25 protein-coding genes are annotated in these 22,881 nt (G+C 70.0%); 16 read left to right on the top strand and 9 right to left on the bottom strand.

Features of this window, described 5'->3' with window-relative positions:
* The first annotated feature begins 43 nt into the window (after positions 1–43).
* Entirely contained in the window at positions 44–1,342 is a 1,299-nt protein-coding gene (locus H4281_RS08800; RefSeq protein WP_182890392.1) for a MinD/ParA family ATP-binding protein, read from the top strand.
* A gap of 117 nt (positions 1,343–1,459) precedes the next feature.
* Here the strand turns inward: H4281_RS08800 and H4281_RS08795 are convergent, their stop codons facing one another.
* Both H4281_RS08795 and H4281_RS08790 read right to left on the bottom strand, forming a co-directional pair.
* On the bottom strand, positions 1,460–1,645 hold the full coding sequence (locus tag H4281_RS08795) for a hypothetical protein (RefSeq protein WP_182890391.1): 186 nt from the start codon (positions 1,643–1,645) through the stop codon (positions 1,460–1,462).
* 209 nt (positions 1,646–1,854) lie between these two features.
* Positions 1,855–2,067, bottom strand: a complete 213-nt coding sequence (locus H4281_RS08790; RefSeq protein WP_009072010.1) for a BldC family transcriptional regulator — start codon at positions 2,065–2,067, stop codon at positions 1,855–1,857.
* 362 nt (positions 2,068–2,429) lie between these two features.
* Between H4281_RS08790 and H4281_RS08785 the strand changes: the two genes are divergently transcribed.
* The 3 genes from H4281_RS08785 to cds1 are packed head-to-tail and all read left to right on the top strand — an operon-like array spanning position 2,430 to position 4,278.
* The gene (locus H4281_RS08785) at positions 2,430–2,903 is read left to right on the top strand and encodes an Lrp/AsnC family transcriptional regulator (protein ID WP_182890390.1); all 474 of its coding nucleotides are present in this window, start codon (positions 2,430–2,432) and stop codon (positions 2,901–2,903) included.
* Between the two features lie 11 nt (positions 2,904–2,914).
* Positions 2,915–3,205, top strand: coding sequence for a DUF4229 domain-containing protein (locus H4281_RS08780; RefSeq protein WP_182890389.1), 291 nt, complete (start codon positions 2,915–2,917; stop codon positions 3,203–3,205).
* The gene (gene cds1 / locus H4281_RS08775; protein ID WP_182890388.1) at positions 3,202–4,278 is read left to right on the top strand and encodes an L-cysteine desulfhydrase Cds1; all 1,077 of its coding nucleotides are present in this window, start codon (positions 3,202–3,204) and stop codon (positions 4,276–4,278) included. The genes H4281_RS08780 and cds1 overlap by 4 nt, the downstream gene beginning before the upstream one ends.
* On the opposite strand, the gene H4281_RS08770 is transcribed toward cds1, so the two are convergent.
* Positions 4,256–4,903 (bottom strand): TetR/AcrR family transcriptional regulator, encoded by a 648-nt coding sequence (locus H4281_RS08770; protein ID WP_220506941.1) that lies wholly within the window; start codon positions 4,901–4,903, stop codon positions 4,256–4,258. The genes cds1 and H4281_RS08770 overlap by 23 nt on opposite strands.
* Positions 4,904–5,009: 106 nt before the next feature.
* On the opposite strand from H4281_RS08770, the gene H4281_RS08765 reads away from it, so the two are divergent.
* On the top strand, positions 5,010–6,449 hold the full coding sequence (locus tag H4281_RS08765; protein ID WP_182890387.1) for an aldehyde dehydrogenase: 1,440 nt from the start codon (positions 5,010–5,012) through the stop codon (positions 6,447–6,449).
* Positions 6,450–6,562: 113 nt separating this feature from the next.
* On the opposite strand, the gene H4281_RS08760 is transcribed toward H4281_RS08765, so the two are convergent.
* Positions 6,563–7,231: an alpha/beta fold hydrolase gene (locus tag H4281_RS08760; protein ID WP_182890386.1), complete on the bottom strand. Its 669-nt coding sequence runs from the start codon at positions 7,229–7,231 to the stop codon at positions 6,563–6,565.
* 87 nt (positions 7,232–7,318) lie between these two features.
* Between H4281_RS08760 and H4281_RS08755 the strand changes: the two genes are divergently transcribed.
* A complete protein-coding gene (locus H4281_RS08755) occupies positions 7,319–8,089 on the top strand; it encodes an AraC family transcriptional regulator (protein ID WP_182890385.1) in 771 nt (256 codons plus the stop codon).
* Here the strand turns inward: H4281_RS08755 and H4281_RS08750 are convergent.
* The 3 genes from H4281_RS08750 to H4281_RS08740 all read right to left on the bottom strand — a co-directional run bounded on the left by H4281_RS08750 (position 8,086) and on the right by H4281_RS08740 (position 11,133).
* Complete coding sequence (locus H4281_RS08750) at positions 8,086–8,955, bottom strand: 1,4-dihydroxy-2-naphthoate polyprenyltransferase (RefSeq protein ID WP_182890384.1); 870 nt, start codon at positions 8,953–8,955, stop codon at positions 8,086–8,088. The genes H4281_RS08755 and H4281_RS08750 overlap by 4 nt on opposite strands.
* Before the next feature lie 47 nt (positions 8,956–9,002).
* Positions 9,003–10,142, bottom strand: coding sequence for an o-succinylbenzoate--CoA ligase (gene menE / locus H4281_RS08745; protein WP_182890383.1), 1,140 nt, complete (start codon positions 10,140–10,142; stop codon positions 9,003–9,005).
* A 67-nt stretch (positions 10,143–10,209) separates the two neighbouring features.
* On the bottom strand, positions 10,210–11,133 hold the full coding sequence (locus H4281_RS08740; RefSeq protein ID WP_182890382.1) for a 1,4-dihydroxy-2-naphthoyl-CoA synthase: 924 nt from the start codon (positions 11,131–11,133) through the stop codon (positions 10,210–10,212).
* A 93-nt stretch (positions 11,134–11,226) separates the two neighbouring features.
* Between H4281_RS08740 and menD the strand changes: the two genes are divergently transcribed.
* From menD to H4281_RS08715, 5 genes are all read left to right on the top strand, one after another.
* The gene (gene menD / locus H4281_RS08735; protein WP_182890381.1) at positions 11,227–12,903 is read left to right on the top strand and encodes a 2-succinyl-5-enolpyruvyl-6-hydroxy-3-cyclohexene-1-carboxylic-acid synthase; all 1,677 of its coding nucleotides are present in this window, start codon (positions 11,227–11,229) and stop codon (positions 12,901–12,903) included.
* 31 nt (positions 12,904–12,934) lie between these two features.
* The gene (locus H4281_RS08730) at positions 12,935–13,279 is read left to right on the top strand and encodes a hypothetical protein (RefSeq protein WP_237597910.1); all 345 of its coding nucleotides are present in this window, start codon (positions 12,935–12,937) and stop codon (positions 13,277–13,279) included.
* Between the two features lie 91 nt (positions 13,280–13,370).
* A complete protein-coding gene (locus H4281_RS08725; protein WP_182890379.1) occupies positions 13,371–14,885 on the top strand; it encodes a M1 family metallopeptidase in 1,515 nt (504 codons plus the stop codon).
* A gap of 63 nt (positions 14,886–14,948) precedes the next feature.
* Complete coding sequence (locus H4281_RS08720) at positions 14,949–15,617, top strand: hypothetical protein (protein WP_182890378.1); 669 nt, start codon at positions 14,949–14,951, stop codon at positions 15,615–15,617.
* An 84-nt stretch (positions 15,618–15,701) separates the two neighbouring features.
* Positions 15,702–16,091, top strand: coding sequence for a DUF3592 domain-containing protein (locus H4281_RS08715; protein WP_246411637.1), 390 nt, complete (start codon positions 15,702–15,704; stop codon positions 16,089–16,091).
* A 52-nt stretch (positions 16,092–16,143) separates the two neighbouring features.
* On the opposite strand, the gene H4281_RS08710 is transcribed toward H4281_RS08715, so the two are convergent.
* Positions 16,144–16,977 (bottom strand): inositol monophosphatase family protein, encoded by an 834-nt coding sequence (locus tag H4281_RS08710; protein ID WP_116202048.1) that lies wholly within the window; start codon positions 16,975–16,977, stop codon positions 16,144–16,146.
* Between the two features lie 224 nt (positions 16,978–17,201).
* On the opposite strand from H4281_RS08710, the gene H4281_RS08705 reads away from it, so the two are divergent.
* Together H4281_RS08705 and H4281_RS08700 are read left to right on the top strand one after the other, a co-directional pair.
* A complete protein-coding gene (locus H4281_RS08705; protein ID WP_304504534.1) occupies positions 17,202–18,272 on the top strand; it encodes a glycosyltransferase family 4 protein in 1,071 nt (356 codons plus the stop codon).
* 3 nt (positions 18,273–18,275) lie between these two features.
* Positions 18,276–19,379 (top strand): glycosyltransferase, encoded by a 1,104-nt coding sequence (locus H4281_RS08700; RefSeq protein ID WP_182890375.1) that lies wholly within the window; start codon positions 18,276–18,278, stop codon positions 19,377–19,379.
* Positions 19,380–19,391: 12 nt separating this feature from the next.
* On the opposite strand, the gene H4281_RS08695 is transcribed toward H4281_RS08700, so the two are convergent.
* A complete protein-coding gene (locus H4281_RS08695) occupies positions 19,392–19,850 on the bottom strand; it encodes a MarR family winged helix-turn-helix transcriptional regulator (RefSeq protein WP_182890374.1) in 459 nt (152 codons plus the stop codon).
* A gap of 81 nt (positions 19,851–19,931) precedes the next feature.
* On the opposite strand from H4281_RS08695, the gene H4281_RS08690 reads away from it, so the two are divergent.
* The 3 genes from H4281_RS08690 to H4281_RS08680 are packed head-to-tail and all read left to right on the top strand — an operon-like array spanning position 19,932 to position 22,591.
* The gene (locus tag H4281_RS08690) at positions 19,932–20,588 is read left to right on the top strand and encodes a DUF4386 domain-containing protein (RefSeq protein WP_182890373.1); all 657 of its coding nucleotides are present in this window, start codon (positions 19,932–19,934) and stop codon (positions 20,586–20,588) included.
* A gap of 10 nt (positions 20,589–20,598) precedes the next feature.
* Positions 20,599–21,288 carry a demethylmenaquinone methyltransferase gene (locus tag H4281_RS08685; RefSeq protein ID WP_182890372.1) on the top strand — a complete coding sequence of 230 codons (690 nt, stop codon included), beginning with the start codon at positions 20,599–20,601 and terminating at the stop codon, positions 21,286–21,288.
* Between the two features lie 10 nt (positions 21,289–21,298).
* Entirely contained in the window at positions 21,299–22,591 is a 1,293-nt protein-coding gene (locus H4281_RS08680) for a geranylgeranyl reductase family protein (protein ID WP_182890371.1), read from the top strand.
* Positions 22,592–22,881 lie beyond the last annotated feature (290 nt).

The raw sequence follows: 22,881 nt of genomic DNA, 5'->3' as shown, positions 1-22,881 counted from the left end.
TCGTCACCAGGGGCCCTTCGACGTACCCGGGAGGTTGGCAACGGTGACCGGACCCAGTGAAGAGACTGCCGGGGAACAGCAGTCCGAGCAGGCCCAGGAACCGGCTGCCATGTTCTCCGAGGAACGCACCGACTCGACGCCGCATCCCGGCACCGGGCCGTACGACGCGCAGCCGACGCAGGTCGTCGACCCGCCGCCGCAGGGCGCGTACCAGCCGCTGCCGCAGCCGGGCGGCTACCAGCCGCACTACGACCAGAACCTGCCGCCGCTGCAGCCCCCCGCGCAGCCGCACCAGCCGCAGCACGCCGCCCCGCCCGGGTACCAGCAGCCGCCCGCCGCTCCGGCCGGTACGCCGGTTCCCGCTCCGGGCGCGGTTCCCGTGCCGGGCGCTCCTGCCGGGGGACTGCCGCAGCCGGCGTCCAGCGCGGACGAGCTGGCCACCGCGCACCTGGTGAAACAGCAGAAGCGCACGCCGCAGTCCGGCTGGCGCAAGGCGGTGTACCTGGGCAGCGGCAAGCTGATCAACCCGGGGGAGAGCCCGGCGGACACGCGCCGGCGCGAGCTGATCGCGCGGGTCAACCAGCCGCTGCGCGGGTGCTACAAGATCGCGATGCTGAGCCTCAAGGGCGGCGTCGGCAAGACCACGACCACGACCACGCTCGGCGCGACCTTCGCGTCTCTGCGCGGCGACCGGGTGGTGGCGGTGGACGCGAACCCGGACCGGGGGACGCTGTCGCAGAAGATCGCCATCGAGACCACCGCGACCGTGCGGCACCTGCTGCGCGACGCGGACAAGATCACGCGCTACAGCGACGTCCGGTCGTACACGTCGCAGGGTTCGAGCCGCTTGGAAATCCTGGCCAGCGAACAGGATCCGGCGGTGTCGGAGGCGTTCTCCGAGAACGACTACCGGCGCACGGTCAACCTGCTCGAGCACTTCTACAACATCGTGCTCACCGACTGCGGCACCGGTTTGATGCACTCGGCGATGAAGGGCGTCCTCGACGTCGCGGACTCGCTGGTCGTGGTGTCCTCCGGTTCGGTCGACGGGGCCCGCAGCGCATCGGCGACGTTGGACTGGCTCGAGGCGCACGGCTACGGCGACCTGGTGAAACGCTCGGTCGTGGTGATCAACTCGGTGCGCCCGAAGGGCAGTTCGGTCGATCTGGACAAGCTGGCCGCGCACTTCGGCGCGAAGGTGCGCTCGGTGTGCCGGATCCCGTTCGACGCGCACCTGGAAGAGGGCGCGGAGATCGAGCTGGAGCGCTTGGGCGGAGACACCCGGCTAGCGCTGCTGGAACTGGCGGCGACGGTCGCGGACGGGTTCAACGGCAGAGCTTGATTCCCCCGGCTCCGCCGGGCAGCCGGTTTCTTCCCTCCCGATTCGCCCGGCCTCGGAGCCGGTCGCATCGCTCAGTCCAGAAACCGGCGCGATCTCGGGTGGTGGCGAGCCCGGGTCTCAGGAGTCGTTCTCGTCCGTTGGGCGGTTGCGCTGCTGTTCGGAGAGCTTGCGCAGGAATTCGGGATCGTCGTCGGGAGCGACGGCCGGGCGGCGCTGCGGGACGCTGATCCGCTGCGCGCCGAGTGCCCGCCACAACAGAACGGCGATGGTGATCGCGCCCACCGCTGCGAGCAAAGGAATCATGCCCGGGTCCTTCCGTCGTGCTGGCTCCCCAGATTAGCGGTATTCGACCGCCCCGGCTTCCGCCGTGGCGCCGAGATCGCGATCTCGGGTGGTGGTCGCGGAGAACGTTACGGGACTGGCCGGAACGCGGCGAAGGGTCGTGACCGGCAAGCGATGCGGGAGGCACCCCTTGCCAGTCACGACCCTTCGGCGTGTTCGAGACCCGCTGGTCAGATCTTGCGGGTCGGCTCGCTCGCGTCCGTGGTGAGCTCGGCCAGAAGGTCGTTCACCTCGGACTCGCGGAACCTGCGGTGCCCGCCCGGCGTCCGGATCGAGCCGATCCGGCCCGCGGTGGCCCAGCGGGTCACGGTCTTCGGGTCCACCCGGAACAGAGCGGCCACCTCACCCGGGGTGAGCAACCGTCCGCCCATGGTTGCGGTCATTTTCCGCCTCCTTAACGCCCAACTTGCTATACCGGGGGCATCGGGCGATTTCGCCCGTCGCGCCCGGGTGGCCAACGCGGCAATCGTGGCACTTCACCCGTCGGGTACTCGAACGGTTGTCCTTGGGTAAAGAGCCCTTAAAGTGCAAAAGGGACATAACTCAGCAGATTCTCAGGATCGCTCGGGGCCCGCTCGCGTCCCGCTGACCAGGTATTTTCCGATCAGCTGCGGCGAGATTCGGGTAAAGACCAAGCAAAGGCCGAGTCTGGGCGGCGTCCGGCGCTGAGGTTGCTGTGACGCAGGAGACATTCCGGGGCCTACCGGGATGAGCCGGTCGCGGGGACGCGCCGCATAATGAGCCGGTGGATCAGCTGGACCGGAAGATCATCGCCGAGCTGCGGGCCAACGGCCGGGCTACCTACGCCGACCTCGGCCGGACGGTGGGGCTCTCCGCGTCGTCGGTGCACGAACGCGTCGGGAAACTCGAGGCGGCGGGCGTGATCACCGGATACCACGCGATGGTCGACCCGAACACGGTCGGACTCGGCGTCACCGCGCTGGTCGGCATCCATCCCACCGACACCGCCACCGACGAGGACGTCGCGGCTTCGCTCGGCGAACTGCCCGAGGTGGAGAGCTGTTACGCGGTCGCGGGCGACGAGGCCTTCGTAGTAAAGGTGCGGGTTTCGACGGTCGACGAGCTGGAGCTCACCCTCGGCAGGCTGCGCCGCATCCCCGGCGTCGGCCGCACCAACACGACGGTGGTGCTCTCCACCCGGTTCGAGGGCCGCCCCAACAACGCGGGCCTGGACGAGGACTCGCCGAGCGGGGCGTAGCCTGTTTCGGTGTGAGCGAGACACCGGACCACCTTCCCCGTGACCTGACGGTGTACTTGATCGCGCGGTTCGCGCTCGTCGCGGTGGTCGCGGTCGTGCTTTCGCTGATCGGCGTGCCGCTGCTGGTCTCTTTGCTGATCGGCCTCGTCGTCGGCCTTCCGCTTGGCCTGCTGCTCCTGCGCGGCCTGAACCAGCGCGTGACGGCTGGTCTGGCCAAGCGCAACGAATCCCGCGCGCGTGCTCGTGCCCAGCTGCGTTCGCAGCTGCGCGGCGAGACCTCGGCCGACGATTCCGCAGCATGAGCAAACCGCACAGCCGCGCCTGGGTCCGCGAAGCAGTCCGGATCATCGAGGCCGACGCCAACCGCAGCGCCGACACCCACCTGCACGTTTTCCCGCTGCCGCCGGAATGGGGTATCGACCTTTACCTGAAGGACGAGTCGGTGCACCCGACCGGCTCGCTCAAGCATCGCCTCGCGCGTTCGCTGATCCTGTACGGCCTGGTCAACGGGCACATCGGCCCGGACACCGTGCTGGTCGAGGCGTCCAGCGGCTCGACGGCGGTGTCCGAGGCGTACTTCGCGCGGATGCTCGGCCTGCGGTTCGTGACCGTCGTGCCGCGGCGGACGAGCAAGGAAAAGATCGCGCTCATCGAGTTCTACGGCGGCGAATGCCATTACGTCGACGCGGCCCCGGCGATGTACCCGGAGGCCGAGCGGCTTGCCGCCGAGTGCAACGGGCATTACCTCGACCAGTTCACCTACGCCGAGCGCGCGACCGACTGGCGCGGCAACAACAACATCGCCGAATCGGTGTTCGCGCAGATGCGCGCCGAACGCCATCCGGTGCCGTCGTGGATCGTCGTCGGTGCGGGCACCGGCGGGACGAGCGCGACGTTCGGCCGCTACGTCCGGTACAAGCGGCACACCACGAAGATCTGCGTGGTGGACCCGGAAAACTCGTCGTTCTACGGCGCGTGGGAAACCGGCGCGGCCGACTACGCGACCGGCATGCCGTCGCGGATCGAAGGCATCGGACGGCCGCGCTGCGAACCGTCTTTCGTGCCCGGCGTGATCGACGAGATGTTCCAGGTGCCCGACGCCGGTTCCCTGGCGGCGATCCGCTTGCTGCGCGACCGCACCGGACACTGGGCGGGCGGCTCGACCGGAACCAACCTGTACGGCGCGTTCCAGTTGATCTCGCGGATGCTGGCGGACGGCCAGGCGGGCTCGGTGGTGACGCTGCTGTGCGACGGCGGCGAGCGGTACGCGAACACGTACTACTCGGACGAATGGCTCGGCGAGCAGGGGATCGACCTCGCGCCGTACCGGGCGCGGTTCGACGAGTTCCTGCTCACTGGCCGGTTCGACGCCTAGCTTCCTGGTAGCCAAGCGTCAGCACGACGATCAACCGGCGCAACCGGTTCTCGAAGTCGAGGCGGGAGCCGGCGAGGCGAGGATCCTTGATGGCTTCCCGGACCGCTTCGTTCGGGTGCGCCAGCGGCCACATTCCCGCGGTGAACATGAAGATCGCGGCCGACAGTTCTTGCGCGGTCTCCGCGGAAAGGCCGGGCAGCGCGGCGTGCAGCAGGTCGGCGGTGCGGGCGTTGTGCTTCGCCGACCGCAGCTTGTAGTCCAGCGCGATCTCCGTCGAGACATTCCGCTCCAGCACGTTCGCCAGCACGCTGATCAGTTCGCACAGGATTGGCCGCGCGGCTAGGGAAGCGGCGATGGTCGCGGCGACCTCCGAGAGATCGCCGTCGAGGGTGAGCGAGTCGAGCCACGCGCCGCGGGCACGGTCGAGCACCTCCAGGTAGACGGCCTCCCGCGTGGGGAAGTAGCGCGCGACGTTCGACGCCGACAGGCCTACCCGGCGGGCCAGTTCGCGCATGCTGATTTCGCCGACGGACGACTCCGTCATCAGCTCTTCGGCCACGTCGAGGATCGCCTCGCGGCGGGCTTCCACCTGCTCGGGGCTGCGGGCGCGCTGGAAGTCGGACACGCCTCGCAGTGTAACAGGACACTGCTCTCTTGCTAAAAGAACAGCGTCCTGTTAACTTCGAGAACAAGAGAGCAGTGTTCCGTTAACTCTTCGGCAGGAGATCCTGATGCGTACCTACGACCAGCTCTTCCTCGGCGGCCGCTGGACCGAGCCCGCGACGACCGACACCTTCGAAGTCCGATCGCCGCACGACCGGGCGCTGGTGGGCACCGCGCCGAAGGCTTCGACGGCGGACGTCGACCGTGCGGTGGCGGCGGCTCGGCGGGCGCTCGAACCGTGGGGGAGAACTCCGTTAGCCGAGCGCCTGCGCCTGGTCGAGCGGTTCAACGAACTCCACGCCGCCCGAGCCGACGAAATCGCCGAACTGATCACCGCGGAGAACGGCTCGCCGAACTGGTTCACCGGCTGGACTCAGCACAACCTTCCCGAGCGCACGGCCGCGTGGCTCGAGACCGCGCGCGAGTTCGCCTGGGAGGAGACGCTGACCGACGAGGCCGGCAACCGGACGATCGTGCGCGCCGCGCCGGTCGGCGTGGTGGCGGCGGTGATCCCGTGGAACTCGCCGCATTCGGCCGCGCTGGTGAAGCTGATCCCGGCGTTGCTGGCGGGCAACCCGGTGCTGCTGAAGGCGGCCCCGGAAACCCCGCTCGACGCGATGGTGCTGGCGGAGATCTTCGCCGAGGCGGGATTCCCCGACGGCGTGGTGAGCGTGTTCGCGGCGGACCGCGACGTCAGCGAGTACCTGGTGACGCACCCTGGCGTGGACAAGATTTCGTTCACCGGCTCGACGGCGGCCGGACGGCGGATCGCGTCGCTCGCGGGAGAACAGTTCAAACGTGTCGGGCTGGAGCTCGGCGGAAAGTCCGCGGCGATCGTGCTCGCGGACGCGGACCCGAAGACCGTGGCCGAAGGGATCCGGACCGCGACGTTCGCCAACAACGGCGAGATGTGCGTGGCCCACACGCGGATCTTCGCCGCGCGCGAGCGGTACGCCGAGGTCGTGGCCGCGCTCGCGGAAATGGCCGACGGACTCGTAGTCGGCGACCCGGCGAAGCCGGACACCTTCGTCGGGCCGATCGTGCGCCGCGACCAGTACGAGCGCGTGCTGTCGTACCTGCGGCTGGGCGTCGAGGAGGGTGCGCGGATCGCGGCGGGCGGCGCCGAGCCGCTCGCGAATCCCGAACTGGCGAACGGGTTTTACGTGCGCCCGACAGTGTTCGCCGACGTCACGAACGACATGCGGATCGCGCGGGAGGAGATCTTCGGGCCGGTGCTCGTGGTGATCCCGTTCGACACCGAGGACGAGGCGATCCGGCTCGCGAACGACTCCGACTACGGGCTGAGCGGCGGCGTGTGGACGGCCGACGCCGAGCACGGGGTCGAGATCGCGCGTGCGGTGCGGACCGGCACCTTCCACGTCAACGGCGCGCCGCGGCACGGGAACGCTCCGTTCGGCGGGTTCAAGGCGAGCGGGGTCGGCCGCGAGTACGGCTCGCACGGGCTGGCGGAGTTCGTGGAGTGGCAGGCGATCGCGGTCGGTCGCTAGAGCTGCCGCGCTCGGTGCCGTCCCGGCTGATCGGCTTCAGATGAACGGTTCGGTGAGCAGAGGCGCGACCTGGCTCGGTTCGACGAGTCCCTGCCCACCGGCCAGTTCCAGGGTTAGTCGTTCAGCAGTTTCGCGACGCCTTCCGGGTCTTCGCGCATCGCGTTGTGGGCGGTGGGGAGAACGTGGACCTGCCACCGCGGGTCGGCTTCGAGCCGGTTCCGGAGTTCGGCGAAGGGCGTGCCTTCCCATCCGGAGCAGTAGACGAACTCGCGCCGGGGGACCTTGGCGAACTCCCCGGTGAGCTGGATCGTCTGGAGCAGCGAGGCGAGCGGATGCGGACGGCGCCGGGCATCCCGGCCGTCGCGTTCCGGCGGGCGCACGGCGTACCCGGTGTCCGCGGCACCGGTCACGAACGCCTGCCGGTACGCCTCGGTGGTCGATGACCAGCACGAATCGCCGTCGTCGGGCACGTAGCCGTCGAGATGCACGACGCGGGAGACCCGGCCGCCTGCCCGGTCGGCCGCGGCGGCGATCACCATCCCGCCGTAGCTGTGGCCGACGAGCGTCGCGTCGGTGATGTCGGCGCGATCGAGCAGGTCCACTACGTCGTCGGCGTGGGTGTCGAGGTTGGCGCCCGCGACCGTCGCGGCGTCGTCGTCCGGACGCAGACCGGTCAGGGTCAAGGCGTGCGCGGTGTGCCCGGCGCGCTCCAGCAGCGGCACCACCGCCTCGAATACCCAGCCACCGTGCCAAGCACCGGGCACGAGAACGAACGTCGACATGCATTTCTCCCTTGAGCCGCAACAGCTTCTTCGAGAGAAAGCCTTTCAAGAACTCCACCTGGCTTGTTAACGCTAGAATGCCACCTGATGCCCGTTCCCCGCCAAATCACCTCGTACCTGTGGCCCTCCGGCGGCAGGCACCTCTGGCCCTCCGGCGAAACCAGCGAACTGCAGTCACACGAGCGAGGCCACCTGGTCTACGCGGCTCGCGGCGTTCTCGTCGTGCAGACCGAGTACGGCACGTCGCTCGCGCCCGCCAACCGAGTCGCCTGGACGCCCGCTGGGTTCCCGCATTTCCACCGCGCGCACGGCGACACCGACATCCGGATCGTCTTCCTCGCGCCGTCCTTGGCCCGGCTCATCTCGGACCGTCCGGCCGTGTTCCGGACCTCCGGCCTGGCTCGCGAGGTCCTGCTCGCGCTGACCGGCCCGCACAATTACGAGGGCGCCGGCTACCGCGGCTCCGCGCTCACTCGGCTCCACCGGGTCCTCGTCGACGAACTCCGCGAAGCACCCGACCCGCCGCTGCAACTGCCCGCGCCCCGGGACGACCGGCTGCGGGCGATCGCCGAGAGGTTGCACGAGAATCCGGCGGACAACGCCACTCTCGCCGAACTCGGGAAGTCGATCGGAGCCAGCGCGCGCACCCTCAGCAGGCTGTTCCACAACGAACTCGGCATGACCTTCTACGAGTGGCGCACTCAGCTCCGGATTTACCACGCACTGGTTCTGCTCGCCGACGGTCACGACACCGTCCGCACTGCTTACGCCTGTGGCTGGGCCAATCCCAGCGGCTTCATCGCGGCGTTCACCGCCGTCATCGGGACGACGCCGGGGCGGTATCGGAGCGGCCTTTAGAGCGCCAGCGCGACCGCGCTCAGCACCGCCCAGGCCAGCATCGCCATGCCGGTGTCACGCAGGGCCGGGATCAGCTCCCGCCCCTTGCCGCCACCGCCGACGGCCTTGATCGGCTTCAGCAGCAGCGGCGCGGTCACGAAGGTGATGAACAGCAGCGGGTGCCAGATCCCCATCAGCACGGTGAGCGCGTACGGAACCGTCACCAGGGTCAGGTAGAGCTTTCGCGTGCCGCCGTCGCCCATGCGGGTCGCAAGGGTGTGCTTGCCGGACTCGATGTCGGTGGGAATGTCGCGCAGGTTGTTCGCGACCAGCACCGCCATCGAGAACGAGCCGACCGCTACCGCGCAGCCCAGCGCGTCCCCGCTGACGCGACCGGCCTGGACGTAAACCGTGCCGAGGACGCCGGCCAGACCGAAGAACACGAAGACCGCGATCTCGCCCAAACCGTAGTAGCCGTAAGGCTTTTTGCCGCCGGTGTAGAACCAGGCGCCGAGGATGCACAGCGCGCCCATCGCGAGCAGCCACCAGTATCCGCTCAGCGCGACGAGCGTCAGGCCGAGCACTCCGGCCAAACCGAGCGAGGTCAGCGCGGCACGCAGCACGGCCTTCGGATTCGCGGCCCCGGAACCGACGAGCCGCAGCGGGCCGACGCGGTGTTCGTCGGTGCCGCGAATGCCGTCGGAGTAGTCGTTGGCGAAGTTCACGCCGATGATCAGCGACAACGCGACCAGCAAGGCGAGCAGCGACCGTAACCAGGAGAACCCGTCGAGCGCGATCGCCGCCCCGACGCCCGCCACGACCGGCGCGATCGCGTTCGGCAGCGTCCTCGGCCGAGCGCCTTCGATCCACTCACTGACTGTCGCCATGGGGTCCATTCAACGCCATGCGATCTTCACCCGTTCGGTGAACCCGTTCAGCGCGTTCGGAGGGCGGCGGCCACTGCCTGGCGGTCGATCTTTCCCGGCCCGCGCAGGGGCAACTCGCTCACGAACTCGATGCGTTTCGGCGTCGCGGCAGCACCCAGTTCAGCCCGGACCGCAGCCCGCAGCGCAGCCTCGTCGGTTGAAGCCACCACCATCGCGACCACTGCCTCGCCCCACTGCGGATCTGGAATGCCGACCACACACGCGTCCCGCACCCCGGGCTGTGCGCCGAGCAGGCGTTCGATCGCGGCGGCGGACACCTTGACCCCGCCGGTGTTGATGACGTCGTCCGCGCGTCCGAGCACCTCGATCCGTCCGTCGGGCAGCAGGCGGCCGCGGTCGGAGGTGCGGAAAGAGCCGTCCCGGAACGACTCCGCGGTCAGTTCCGGGGCGAGGCGGTAGCCGTGCGACAGGACCGGGCCGGAGATCCACAGGCGCTCGTCAGCATCGGGCTCCACGCGGACACCGTCGAGCGGGACGCCGTCGTAGACGCAGCCGCTGGCGGTCTCGCTCATGCCGTACGACGGGATGATCCGCACGCCTTCCTCGGCCGCTTGCGCGCGCAGCGCAGGCGAGGTCGCGGCGGCGCCCAGGATGATGCCGTCGAACGCCTTCGCAGCGGCAAGGCCAGCGCCGCCGTCATCGAGGAGCCGCACCAGTTGGGTCGGGACGAGCGCGGTGTAGCGAGGGCCGTTCTCCGCCAGCACGGGCGCGGCCGCCGCGGCGAACTCATCGGGACGGAAGCCGGTGCCGGTCAGGAAAGCCGGTTTCGTGCCCGCGAGCCGCGCTCGGATCAGGACTTGCAGGCCACCGATGTAATGCGCAGGGGTGGCGAGCAGCCAGTGTCCGGGGCCGCCGAGCCGGGCGTGCGTGGCCGTCGCGGACGCGATGAGCGCGCGCGGGGACAGCAGCACTCCCTTCGGCGCTCCGGTGGACCCGGACGTGGCGATCACCACGGCGGTGTCCGGCTCGACCGGCTGTTCCGGGGCCATCGCCTCGAGCAACGCGGGAGCCGACGGGTCTGCGGAGTTCAGGGGCAGCACGGCGGGGCCGCCGTCGAGAGCGGCCGTGAGGGCGGCGTCGAGGGCGGCGAGGGCATCGGGGCTGCCGTCGAGCCAGGAGAGGTGCACCTAGGGGCCTCCGCGGGGGTGTCGTGAGTGTTTATGCCGGTTAGAACCGGCATAAACACTCACGAGGTCAGTAGTAGTACGGGTAGCCGGACCAGTCCGGGTCGCGCTTCTCCAGGAACGCGTCGCGGCCTTCGACGGCCTCGTCCTGCATGTACGCCAGCCGGGTGGTTTCTCCGGCGAACAGCTGCTGTCCGACGAGCCCGTCGTCGATCGCGTTGAACGCGTACTTCAGCATCCGCTGCGCGGTCGGCGACTTGCCGACGATCGCCCAGCCCCATTCGAGCGCGACCCGCTCCAGCTCGGCGTGCGGCACGACCTCGTTGACCGCGCCCATCCGGTGCATTTGCTCGGCGGTGTAGTCGCGGCCGAGGAAGAAGATCTCCCGCGCGAATTTCTGCCCGACCTGCCGGGCGAGGCCCGCCGAACCGTAGCCCGCGTCGAACGAGCCGACGTCCGCGTCGGTCTGCTTGAACCGCGCGTGCTCGGCCGAGGCGAGGGTGAGATCGCACACGACGTGCAGCGAATGCCCGCCGCCCGCCGCCCAGCCCGGCACCACGGCGACCACGGGTTTCGGCATGAACCGGATCAACCGCTGGACCTCGAGGATGTGCAGCCTGCCCGCCCGCGCCGGGTCGACCGTGTCCGAGGTCTCCCCGCTCGCGTACTGATACCCGGAGCGTCCGCGAATACGCTGGTCACCGCCGGAGCAGAACGCCCAGCCGCCGTCCTTCGGCGACGGGCCGTTGCCGGTGAGCAGGACGCACCCGACGTCCGAGCTCATCCGGGCGTGGTCGAGCGCCCGGTAGAGCTCGTCGACGGTGTGCGGGCGGAAGGCGTTGCGGACCTCCGGACGGTCGAAAGCGATCCGGACCACCCGTTTGCCGGAGCGGGCGTCTCGCGAACGGTGGTAGGTGATGTCGGTGAAGGAGAACCCTTCGACCTCGGACCAGGCGGCGGGGTCGAACAGCTCGGAAACTCGGGCGTCATCCACGTTTGGGAGAATAGGACCTGTGGACATGATCGCTGTGCCTGACGCCGCTGCCGGAGAGGGCCGGCCGGACGGCGCTCAAGCGGGGGTCTGCCGGTGAACCCCTCCACCGCGCAGGCCAGGGTCATCGTCGACGAACTCGTCCGCAACACCGTGTCGCACGTGGTGTTGTGTCCAGGATCTCGCAACGCGCCGCTGTCGATCGCGCTCTACGACGCCGCCGCTTCGGGACGGCTGCAACTGCACGTCCGCATCGACGAGCGCGGCGCGGCGTTCCTCGCGCTCGGCATCGCGGCGCGCACCGGCCGTCCGGCGGCGGTGGTCTGCACCTCCGGCACCGCGGCGGCGAACTTCCACCCGGCCGTGCTGGAGGCCGACCGGGCAGGCGTGCCGCTGATCGTGCTCACCGCCGACCGCCCGCCGGAGCTGCGTTCCGCGGGCGCGAGCCAGGTGATCAACCAGTACGAGCTGTACGGCGACGCGGTCCGCTACTTCGACGAGCTGGCCGTCGCCGAACGCCGGGCCGGGCAGAACTCCTACTGGCGCAGCCAGATCTGCCGCGCGTGGAACGCCGCGTACGGCGAGTGGCGCTGCGGGCCGGTGCACCTGAACATCCCGTTCCGCGAGCCGCTGGTGCCGGATCTCGACGACGACGGCAAGTGGTACGAATCCCTCGAAGGCCGTCCGGACGGCGAACGCTGGACCGAGCTGCCGGACTTCGGCGCGCTGCCCTCGTTCGTGGTCCCGTCGGCACGGCACGGCCTGGTGATCGCGTGCGACACCGGCGCGCAGGCGGCCAGCGAATGGGCCGAACAGCACGGCTGGCCGGTGGTTTCGGAGACCGGCGGGCTGGGCCTGTCGGGCGCGACCGCGATGTCGTCCGGCGCCTGGCTGCTCGGCGTCGAGGAATTCATCTCGCGACACCGGCCCGAGCAGGTGCTGTGCCTCGGCCGTCCGACGGTGTTCCGGCAGGTCCAGAAGGTGCTGTCGGACCCGGAGGTCGAGGTGCTGCTGGTGCGTCCGGACTCGGACTGGCCCGCGCCCGCGCACAACGTCCGGCAGGTCGGGCAGTGGTTCGCCGAACCGACGAAGCCCGCGGACCCGGAGTGGCTGGCGAGCTGGCAGCGCGCGGACGCCGCGGCCAGCCAGGCGGTCGCGACGGCGCTGGCCGCCGAGCCGTGGCCGAGCGGGGTGCGGGTGGCGACGGAATTGGTCGACGCGTTGCCGGAAGGCGCGCTGCTGGTGGTCGGCTCCTCGAACCCGACGCGCGATGTCGCGCTGGCCGGACGGCTGCGTCCGGACGTCCTGGTGCACCGCAACCGCGGCGTCGCCGGGATCGACGGCACGGTGTCGACGGCTATCGGCGCGGCCACCGTGCACCGCGCGCCGTCGTACGCGCTGCTCGGCGACCTGACGTTCCTGCACGACGCGTCCGGCCTGCTCACCGGGCCCGCGGAGCAGTTGCCGGATCTGACGATCGTGGTGCTGAACGACGACGGCGGCGGCATTTTCTCGCTGCTGGAGCAGGGCGCGCCGGAACACTCGGCGAGCTTCGAGCGCGTCTTCGGCACGCCGCACGGCGCGGATTTGGGCGCGCTCTGCGCGGGCTACCGGGTGCCGCACGTCGTGGCCGAGACGGTCGAGGAATTCCGTGCCGCGTTGCGGCCCGCGCCGGGCCTGCGGGTGGTCGAGGTCCGCGTTGACCGGGCACAGCACCGGAATCTCCACGCGCGGCTGAAGTCGGCGGTCGCGGAAGCGGTGGGGACGGTTTAACCGGCGGGGGCCGGTGAAAATGGGGGATTTCGTGAACGAGGCGGACCTGCGCCCGCGAGGCCGGTGGGCCTGGTTCAGCGCGGCGGTGGCGGCACTGGCCCTGCTCGGGTTGGTGTGCTCGTATTTCTCGTCGTTCCTGGTGATGGCCAGCGACAACTGCTTCGCCGGGGACAGCAGGGCGATCTGCAGCGCGGCCGGACAGCAGGCGGTCGCCTCGCTGCCGTGGGTCGGCTGGTTCGCGGCGATCGGCGGCTCGTTCGCGATGGCCGGGCTGGCCGTGCGGCGCGGCTGGGGGCCGTGGCCGGGGCTCTACGCGGGCCCGATCCTGTACGGCATCCCGATCGCCATCGCGTGGTGGATCGCCGAATCCGGGTGATCTTCCCAGTGGGTAAGAACCCGTCCTTCGGACGTACCTGTGCGGTGCCCACGTGGATACGTTCGGTCGCATTGGCCACCTTGGAGGAACCATGCGATCGAGAACTCGGGCCGGAATCGGGGCGGTTGCGGCTGGAGTCGCGACGGTGCTGCTGGCAGGCACCGCTTCGGCAGTACCGGCACCGGGCGCGCCCGGCGTCGGCGACCCTTACTACCCGAACGCCGGCAACGGCGGCACCGACGTGCAGCACTACGACATCCGCGTGAGCTACCAGCCGGAGACCGACGTTCTGTCGGGCACCACGACGCTCCTGCTCACCGCGACCCAGGACCTGTCGCGCTTCGACCTCGACTTCGCGCTCAAGGCGTCGAAGGTACTGGTGAACAACCGGCCCGCGCAGTTCACCAATCAGAACGGCGACGGCGAGCTGGTGATCACTCCGGCGCAGCCGCTGCTCAAGGGCCAGTCCGCGACGGTCGTCGTGAGCTATTCCGACAGCCCGTCGACGGAGAAGGTCGGCGGACTGAACACCTGGAAGAAGGGCGCTTTCGGCGCACTCGGCGTCGATGAGCCGCAGAGCGCGCAGTGGTGGTTCCCCTCCAACGACCACCCGACCGACAAAGCGACCTACGACGTGTCGATCGAGGCTCCGGACGGGCTCGCCGCCATCTCGAACGGCACGCTCGTGCGCAAGACCAAGAAGCGCGCCGGCTGGACGCGGTGGAACTGGCGCAGCACCAAACCGCAGGCGACATACCTGACGTCGTTCATCGTCGGCAAGTACGACGTGGTCCAGTCCACTACGCCGGACGGCAAGCCGTTCGTCACCGCCTACGGTTCGGATCTCGGCGACTCGCTCGACGCGGCCAAGGCGAGCGTGGAGCGGACGCCGGAGGTCGACGAGTTCCTGGCATCGCAGTTCGGGCCTTACCCGTTCGAGGCCGAAGGCGGCGTCGTGACCAGCGGGATCACCTTCTCGCTGGAAAACCAGACCCGCCCGACCTACGGCGCGCGCAACTTCGCCGCCGGTGCCAACACCACGCTGATCGCGCACGAGAACGCACACCAGTGGTTCGGCGACAACGTTTCGCTGGGCAAGTGGAGCGACATCTGGCTGAACGAGGGCTTCGCCTCCTACGCCGAGTACCTGTGGTCAGAGCATCAAGGCGAGGGCACGACCGCGGAACTCGCGCAGTACGCGTACGACTCCTACGCCGCCGACGACCCGTTCTGGCAGGTCCTGCCGGGCGACCCGAGCGAGCCGAAGCAGTTCGACCGCGCGGTGTACGACCGGGGCGCGATGGCCGTGCAGGCGCTGCGCAAGACGGTCGGCGACGAGGCGTTCTTCTCGATTCTCCAGCAGTGGCAGGTCGCGAAGGCGGGCAAGGCGGCGGTGATCCCGGACTTCATCGCACTCGCGGAGAAGGTCTCGGGCAAGCCGTTGCAGGAGCTGTTCCAGACCTGGTTGTTCACCAAGGGCAAGCCCGCTGTCGGTCCTAACGGGACGGTCGCGGCCCGTGCGTTCGCCGCTGTCCCGGCGAAGCCGAAGGCGTGGGACCAGATCCAGGCGAACCACCGCGCGCTGGCGGAGGCGGACCGGCACTGAAATTCGCTTGCCTGGCTGCGGGATCCTGGAGAGTTCCGCTCTCTCCCGGAGGATTCGGTGGCCATGAAAGTGCGGGCGCAGCTCCGCCACGCCCGGCTCGACGGCCGGGAGTGGCGGGTGCTGCGCCCTGATCCCGGTCTGGATACCGCGCTGTTGTTCGAGATCGCTCCGGGCATGGAGATGTCGCACGTGGAGATGTACGTCGATCGCCGCGCGGCATACCGGATCGGGGTGCTGTGGCTGCTGGCTTCGCGGTCCCGGCACACGATCATCCACCTGCCGCTGCGCACCGGCCGGATTCCCGCGGAACCGGAATTCTCCGGCCGTCCGCTGGATCTCGTGCTGAGCCAGCACGCCGCCCACCTGCGCCCTTCGCAGTGGCCGCGGCTGCGCGCGGCACTCGGCCCGCCCCGGCCGCATACGGTGCGGGTCCCGGCCGATCGGCGGCCGATCGAATGGCCGGAATGGCCGACGCGGGACCGGCTGCTCGACCGGTACCACGCGAACACGATGTTCCTGACCGGCAGCCCGGCGGTCTTCCGGCACACCGCCGAGGACTTCTTCGACCTCGCGTTCGGCGCCCCAGGCGCGGCTCCGGACGAGGAATCGCCGCACCACAAGTGTTTTCAGCTGCATTGGACGTCTCGGCTGCTGGTGAACGCGTACAACCTGCACGTGCTGTACCGGGCGCACTGGCTGCCGAGTGCCGAGCTGGTCGGCGCACCCGACTAAACTCTGGGTGTGGCAGCCAGGAGTGTGAAGGCACGGCGGATCGCGTGGTTCGCCGTGTTGGGCGTAGCTGTGCTGCTCACAGTGATGTGCGTGAGCCTGGTTTTCGCCGCGTTCCGCAACGACAGCGCGATCGAATCGCACCTTGGCACGGCGAACGCGACGGTCGAATCGGTGGCGTTCGACCGCACGATCATCCAGTACCAGACGCCGGACGGCATCGTGCACAGCCCGGCGACCGGCGTGCTGTACCCGTCGGGTCTCGCCGCCGGTCAGCTGGTGGCGATCGAGTACGACGCGACCAATCCGGAGCTGACCCGGGTCGCGGGCCGGACCGCGACGTTGACGCTGCTGCCGGTAGGCATGACGGTGCTGATCACGTGGCTGGTCGCGGGCCCGCTGCTGTGGTGGCTGCGCCGGTTGATGAAGCGGGACCGGTCCGCTGCCGCTCCGGAGCCGGTGCCCGCGAAGGTGTGAGGCTCGTGAGTGTTCATGCCGGTTAGAACCGGCATGAACACTCACGAGCCCCCTACGTCCCGACGGTTTCCTGCCACCAGCCAAGCACCTCATCGGCAACGCCAGGTGCCGCAACCAGCAATCCGTCCGTAGGCAACGCCGCGTCCTCGCCGTGCTTGTCCAGCACCACCGCACCGGCCTCGATCGCCATCGCGACCGACCCCGCGACGTCCCATTCGTGGTAGCTGTGCAGCACCGCCGCGGCCGCGTGCCCGAGTGCGACCTGCGCGATCGACAACGCGGCCGACCCCAGTACCCGCACTCCCGCGTGTGCGGCCGCCGCGCGTTCGATGAACTCGCCCATTCCCGGCCACGGTCCCTTGCGGGCCAGTTCGGTGCAGACGATCGCCCCGGCGGTGCCCGTGCGGTCGACCAGCTTCAGCGGTTTCCCATTGGCCCGGGCACCGCGGCCGCGGGCGGCGGCGTAGATCTGCGCCCGGTACGGGTCCGCGACCACGCCCACCACGGGGCCGCTCGCGTCGACCAGGGCGAGGCTGTACGCGCACCACGGCACTCCGGCCACGTAGTTCGCGGTGCCGTCCACGGAATCGACCACCCAGCGGTACTCCGCGACGTCCGCGCCGTGGTCAGCGCCGAATTCGTGGCCTACCACCGGGATTCCGGGGAACTCCGCGGTCAGCACGCGGCGGGTGTGCCGTTCCAGGATCCGATCGGTGTCGGTGACCCAGTCGAACGGCGAATCCAGCGTCGCCGGGTGCGCGCCGCGGCCCGCGGTCGCGGTGATCACGTCGGTGGCGTCGTTCGCCAGCCGCCCCGCGACCTCGAGCGCTCGGGAGAGCAGCCCGGGTTCCACGGGCCGCGACGGCCTGGAGGACAAGAGGGTCATGCCTGCTTAGTCTGGGCGTTCCTGGTGTCCGGAACGCGACCGGAAGATGACATGTCGTGGCGAATTCTTCGACGGTCGGCGCCCGGGCGCGGACGCTGCGGAGTGTTTCGCCACCGTTGGCCGGTCGGTTACGCGGGATTGGCCCGCCCTGCCTGCGGTTTTGCGACAGTGACGCGGTGCGAGTCGCCATAGTCACCGAAAGTTTCCTGCCCCAGGTGAACGGCGTGACGAATTCCGTGCTGCGGGTCGTCGAGCACCTGGTCGAATCCGCGCACGACGTGCTGGTCGTCGCGCCGGGACCGGGCCCGGCGAGTTACCGCGGCGCGCCCGTCGTCCGCATTCCGGCGCTGGACTTCCCCGGCGTGAACTCGCTGCCGATCGGCCTGCCGACGCGCACCGTGCTGACCGCACTGGCCGATTTCGGCCCGGATGTCGTGCACCTGGCCTCGCCGTTCGTGGTCGGCGCGCGCGGGCTCGCCGCAGCGAGACGGCTGCGCGTGCCGTCGATCGCCGTCTACCAGACCGATATCGCCGGGTTCGCCACGTCGTACGGCTTCGGCATCGGCGCGCGGGCGGCCTGGCGCTGGGTGCGCCGGCTGCACTCGCGGGCCGACCGGACGCTCGCGCCGTCGTCGGACTCGATCGAACAGCTGAAGCTGCACGGCGTTCCGCGCGTGCACCGCTGGGCGCGCGGCGTGGACATCAGCCGGTTTTCCCCGGCGCACGCGGACCCGGCGCTGCGCGCGGAACTCGCGCCGAACGGCGAGCTGCTCGTCGGGTTCGTCGGACGGCTCGCGCCGGAGAAGGAGGTCGACCGGCTGACCGTGCTGGCCGGGATGCCGGGCGTGCGCGTGGTCGTCGTCGGCGACGGACCGGAGCTGCCGGCGCTGCGGGAACGGTTGCCCGGAGCGGCTTTCCTCGGCGCGAAGTACGGCGACGAGCTGTCGGTCGCGTACGCGAGCCTCGACGTTTTCGTGCACACCGGGCCGCACGAGACGTTCTGCCAGGCGGTGCAGGAGGCGATGGCGTCGGGGCTGCCGGTGCTCGCGCCGGACGCGGGCGGCCCGAAGGATCTCGTCCTGCCAGGCCGGACCGGATATCTGCTGCCCGCCGACCGGGAGTCGTTCGGTCCGGCGCTGGTGGCCAAGGTCGACGACCTGCGGGACGCGGCGTTGCGCGCCCGGCTGGGCGAGAAGGCGCGGAAAGTGGTCCTGGGCCGGACGTGGCCCGCGGTGTGCCGGGAGCTGGTCGGGCACTACGAAGCAGTACAGGGCCGAGTCGCGCGCGCGGCTTGAGCCATGCACATCGTCCAGCTGGCGAACTTCTACGGACCACGATCCGGCGGGCTGCGGACCGCGCTGAACCACCTTGGCGCGGGGTACGTCGCCAGCGGGCATCGGGTGACGCTGGTCGTGCCCGGGCGGCGGTACGCGGTGGAAACCCTGCCGACCGGGGTGTGCCGGTATTCCTTGCCTGCCTTGCGAATTCCCGGCACCGGCGGGTATCGCGCGGTCGATCCGCAGCGGGTCCGTTCGGTGCTGCGACGGCTGGAACCGGACCGGCTGGAGGTGTCCGACCGGCTGACCTTGCGGGGAATGGGCGTCTGGGCGCGGCGCAACGGCGTGCCCAGCATGGTCATCTCGCACGAGCGGCTGGACCGGTTGCTGGAGCAGTTCTTGCTGCCCGGAGCGATGGCCCGGCACGTCGCGGACGCCGCCAACCGGCGGATGGCGGCCTCGTACGACACGGTGGTTTGCACGACGGCCTTCGCGCACGCGGAGTTCGAGCGGATCGCCGCGCCTAACGTCCGGCGGGTGCCGTTGGGAGTGGACCTGGCGACGTTCGCGCCGTCGATGCGGGATTCCGGCTGGCGGTCGGTGTTGGCCAGTGGTGCTGACGCGTTGATCGTCCATTGTGGGCGGTTGTCGCCGGAGAAACACGTTGAGCGGAGCGTGGATACGGTCGCCGAGCTGACGGAATCCGGTGTTCGGGTGCGTTTGGTGATCGCGGGCGACGGGCCTCGGCGACGGGCGCTGGAACGGCGGGCTCGGGGCTTGCCGGTGACGTTTCTCGGCTTCTTGGCCGGCCGGGGCGAAGTGGCCCGGTTGCTGGCCAGTGCGGATGTTTCGCTGGCTCCTGGGCCGCACGAGACGTTCGGGCTGGCGGCCTTGGAGGCGCTCGCTTCCGGTACGCCGGTGGTGGTTTCGGCGTCGTCGGCGTTGCGGGAGATCGTGCGACCCGGGTGCGGGGCGGCGGTGGACGATCACGCGCCCGCGTTCGCCAGCGCGGTGACCGGTTTGCTGGACAGCCCGGAGGAGCTTCGGCGGGCGGCCGCTCGGGCGCGGGCGGAGGAGTTCGCGTGGCCGACCTCGGTGCGGGGAATGCTGGCCGCGCTCGGCTGAGGCCGCGGACAGCTAGCCGCGGTAGCCGGGGTGGACGCCGGGGGTTAGGTCGTGGTCGGCGGCGACTCGGGCCAGCAGGTCGCGCAGCACCGAACGTTCCTCTGTGGACAGTGCCGCCATCATCTCGTCTTCGTGTGCCGCGGCGGCTTTCGCCAGCGCGGCCATCGTTTCCTGGCCTTTGTCGCTGAGGAAAACCGCGTAGAGGCGGCGGTCTCGCGGATTGCGGCGGCGTTCGATCAGGCCCTGTTGCTCCAGGCCGTCGACCAGGGCGACCAGCCGGGTCGGCGGCGTGCCCAGCTCCGCGGCCAGCACCTGCTGGCTCTCGCCGGGCCGCCGCGCGATCGCCCGGAGCAGGCCGGTCTGGGGCGGCGTCAGGCCCAGGCCCGCGACGCGTTCGGCGAAGCGCTGGGCCGCGTGTGCGCCCAGTTGGGCCAGCAGGAAGGCGCTGCCGAACTGCGGGGGTCCTTGCATGCCCTGAACCGTATCGCTTGACAATCCATTACACCAGTGTAATCGTTTTTATGGTGAAACTATTTGACCTGGAGGTTTGCCATGACGACCATGACTCGGCAGCAGGGCGGCCCGCCGTTGCTGGCACCGGCGCTGGCGTTTGGGCTGCTGACCGTCGCGTCGGCGGTGCTCGGGGCGGCGGGGACGCGGCCGGATTCCAGCGCGGCTGAGGTCGCCGCGTACATCGGCGGCAACCAGGGCGTCGTGCGGCTGCTCGCGTTCGCGGTGTTCGGCGCGTCGGTTCCGTTGGCGGTCTGGGCCGCTACGGCCTACCGCAGACAGCGGCGGCTCGGCGTCGCGGCGCCGGGCGCGGTGATCGGGCTGACTGGTGGCGTGCTGTCCGCGGCCGCGCTCGCGATGAGCGGGCTGGTCACCTGGACCGCCGCGCAGGCCAGCGAGACGCCGGCGGTGGCGCGGGCGTTGACCAGTCTCGCCTTCGCGTCCGGCGGGCCTGGGTTCGTGGTGCCGCTGGCGTTGCTGATCGCCGGGATCGCGGTGCCCGCGTTGTTCCTGAACCTGATGCCGCGCTGGATGTCGGTCGCCGGGCTGGTGGTCGCCGCGGCCGCGGTGCTCGCCTCGCTTTCGCTGCTGACCCCGGCGCTGTACCCGCTGATCCCGGTCGGCCGGTTCGGCGGGCTGCTGTGGCTGGTCGCTGCCAGCGTCCTGCTCCCGCGCGACCGCGCGGCACGGACGGACTAATCTCGGACCCATGCCCCGAGCGAGCCTGGACAAGGATCCGCACGAAGTCGCCGCGATGTTCGACGGCGTCGCGTCCGGTTACGACCGGGCGAACTCGTTCATGACGTTCGGGTTCGACCGGCGCTGGCGCACCACCACGGCGCGCGTGCTGGACGCCAAACCGGGGGAGAAGGTGCTCGACCTGGCGGCGGGCACCGGGGTCTCCACCGTCGAGTACGCCCGCGGCGGGGCCTGGTGCCTCGCCGCCGACTTCTCCGTCGGGATGCTCAAGGCCGGGCTGCACCGGAACGTGCCGATGGTCGCCGCGGACGCGATGTGCCTGCCGTTCGCCGACGACAGCTTCGACGCCGTCACCATCTCCCTCGCGCTGCGGAACTTCGTCGACACCAAGGGCGCGCTCGCCGAGATCCTGCGCGTCGTCAAACCGGGCGGCCGGCTGGTGATCTGCGAGGTGTCGACGCCCACCTTCGCTCCGATCCGGTTCATCTACCGGCGGTTCATCCTCAAGCTGCTCACCTGGGTCGGCAGCCGGTCCTCGACCAACCCCGAGGCCTACTCCTACCTGGCCGAATCGATGCTCGCCTGGCCTGATCAGCGCGGGCTCGGCGAGATCATCGCGAGCGCCGGATGGACCGAGGTGGAGTGGCTGAACCTCACATTCGGCGTCGTCGCGATCCACCGCGCGCGCAAGCCTGCCTAAAATCGGCGGCATGACGACCTCGCGCCGCAGCCCGGACCACGACGCCGAAGTGATCGTGGTCGGCGCGGGACCGGCTGGATCGACCGTGGCCACCTACCTCGCCCGGGCGGGCGTGGACGTGCTGCTGCTGGAGAAAACCGTCTTCCCGCGCGAGAAGGTGTGCGGCGACGGCCTCACCCCCCGCGGCGTGAAGCAGTTGATCGACCTCGGCCTCGACACCAGCGAGGAAGCGGGCTGGGTGCGCAGCCGCGGTCTGCGGATCCTTACCGGGGACCTGACGTTGGAGTTCGACTGGCCGGATCTCACCGACTACCCGCCGTACGGCGTCTCCCGCACCCGGCACGACTTCGACGACCTGCTCGCGAAGACCGCGGTCAAGGCGGGGGCGCGGCTGTACGAGCGCACCACGGTCACCGGGGCGATCACCAATGCTTCCGGCCGGGTTGTCGGCGTTGAGGCGAAGGTCGGGCCGGAGAAGACTCCCGTGAGCTATCGGGCGCCGTTGGTGCTCGCCTGCGATGGGGTGTCGGCTCGGCTTGCGTTGAGCGTGGGGATCGACAAGAACGAGAAGCGGCCGATGGGGGTCGCGGTGCGGCGGTATTACAAGAGCCCGAAGCACGACGACCCGTTCATCGAGGGGCACCTCGAGCTGTGGGACCGGTCTGATCCCCGTGATCCGAAGCTGCTGCCCGGATATGGCTGGGCGTTCCCGCTCGGGGACGGGACGGTCAACGTCGGGCTGGGGATGCTGTCGACGTCGGCGTCCTTCCGGAACACCGATTACCGCGCGCTGCTGCGGCAGTGGCTCGACGGAACGCCCGAGGAATGGGGCTACCGCGAGGAAAACGCGATCGGCAAGGTCGGCGGGGCTGGGTTGCCGATGGGCTTCAACCGGACGCCGCATTACCGCAACGGCTTGCTGCTGCTCGGCGACGCCGGTGGCATGGTGAGCCCGTTCAACGGCGAGGGTATTTCCGCGGCGATGGAGTCGGCGCAACTCGCGGCCGAGGCTGTCGTACAGGCGCTGGCTCGGCCGGAAGGCCCGTCGCGGGAACGCGCGCTGGAGGGCTACCCGCGGGCCGTCGGCGAGCTGATGGGCGGGTACTACCGGCTCGGGAACGTGTTCGCGAAGCTGATCGGGAAGCCGAAGATCATGCACGCGGCGACCAAGTACGGGCTGCGGGTCAACAAGCTCCTTCCCTTGGTGTACAAGGGGCTTTCCGGGTGTTATGACGCCCGCGGCGGCGACGGAGTGGACCGGCTGATCGCCGCTCTCGCCCGCGTCACTCCCAGCCCGCGCTGACCTCTCGCCACCCGCCGCGCTACTCAGAAAACCCCAATGTGGCGTTGGGTGCGTCAGACGCACCCAACGCCACATTGGGTGCGTGACATGCACCCAACGCCACATTGGGGCGTTCGGGCCCGGGCGTAGCGGGAGCGTTCGGGAGCCGGGTTTCGGGGTGGCACAGGCGTTCGGGGCCGGAGCATTACCCGGCTGGAGCAATGGGTTGTCCGGCCGGTCAGTGTGATACGTCACAAGATCGAGTCGCCCGCGAGGGCTGGCGCGGTTCTTGAATCGGCCTTTACCGCTGG

The sequence above is a fragment of the Amycolatopsis dendrobii genome (assembly GCF_014145675.1).
Classification (GTDB): Bacteria; Actinomycetota; Actinomycetes; order Mycobacteriales; family Pseudonocardiaceae; genus Amycolatopsis; species Amycolatopsis dendrobii.
This window is presented reverse-complemented; position numbering and strand designations above follow the sequence as displayed.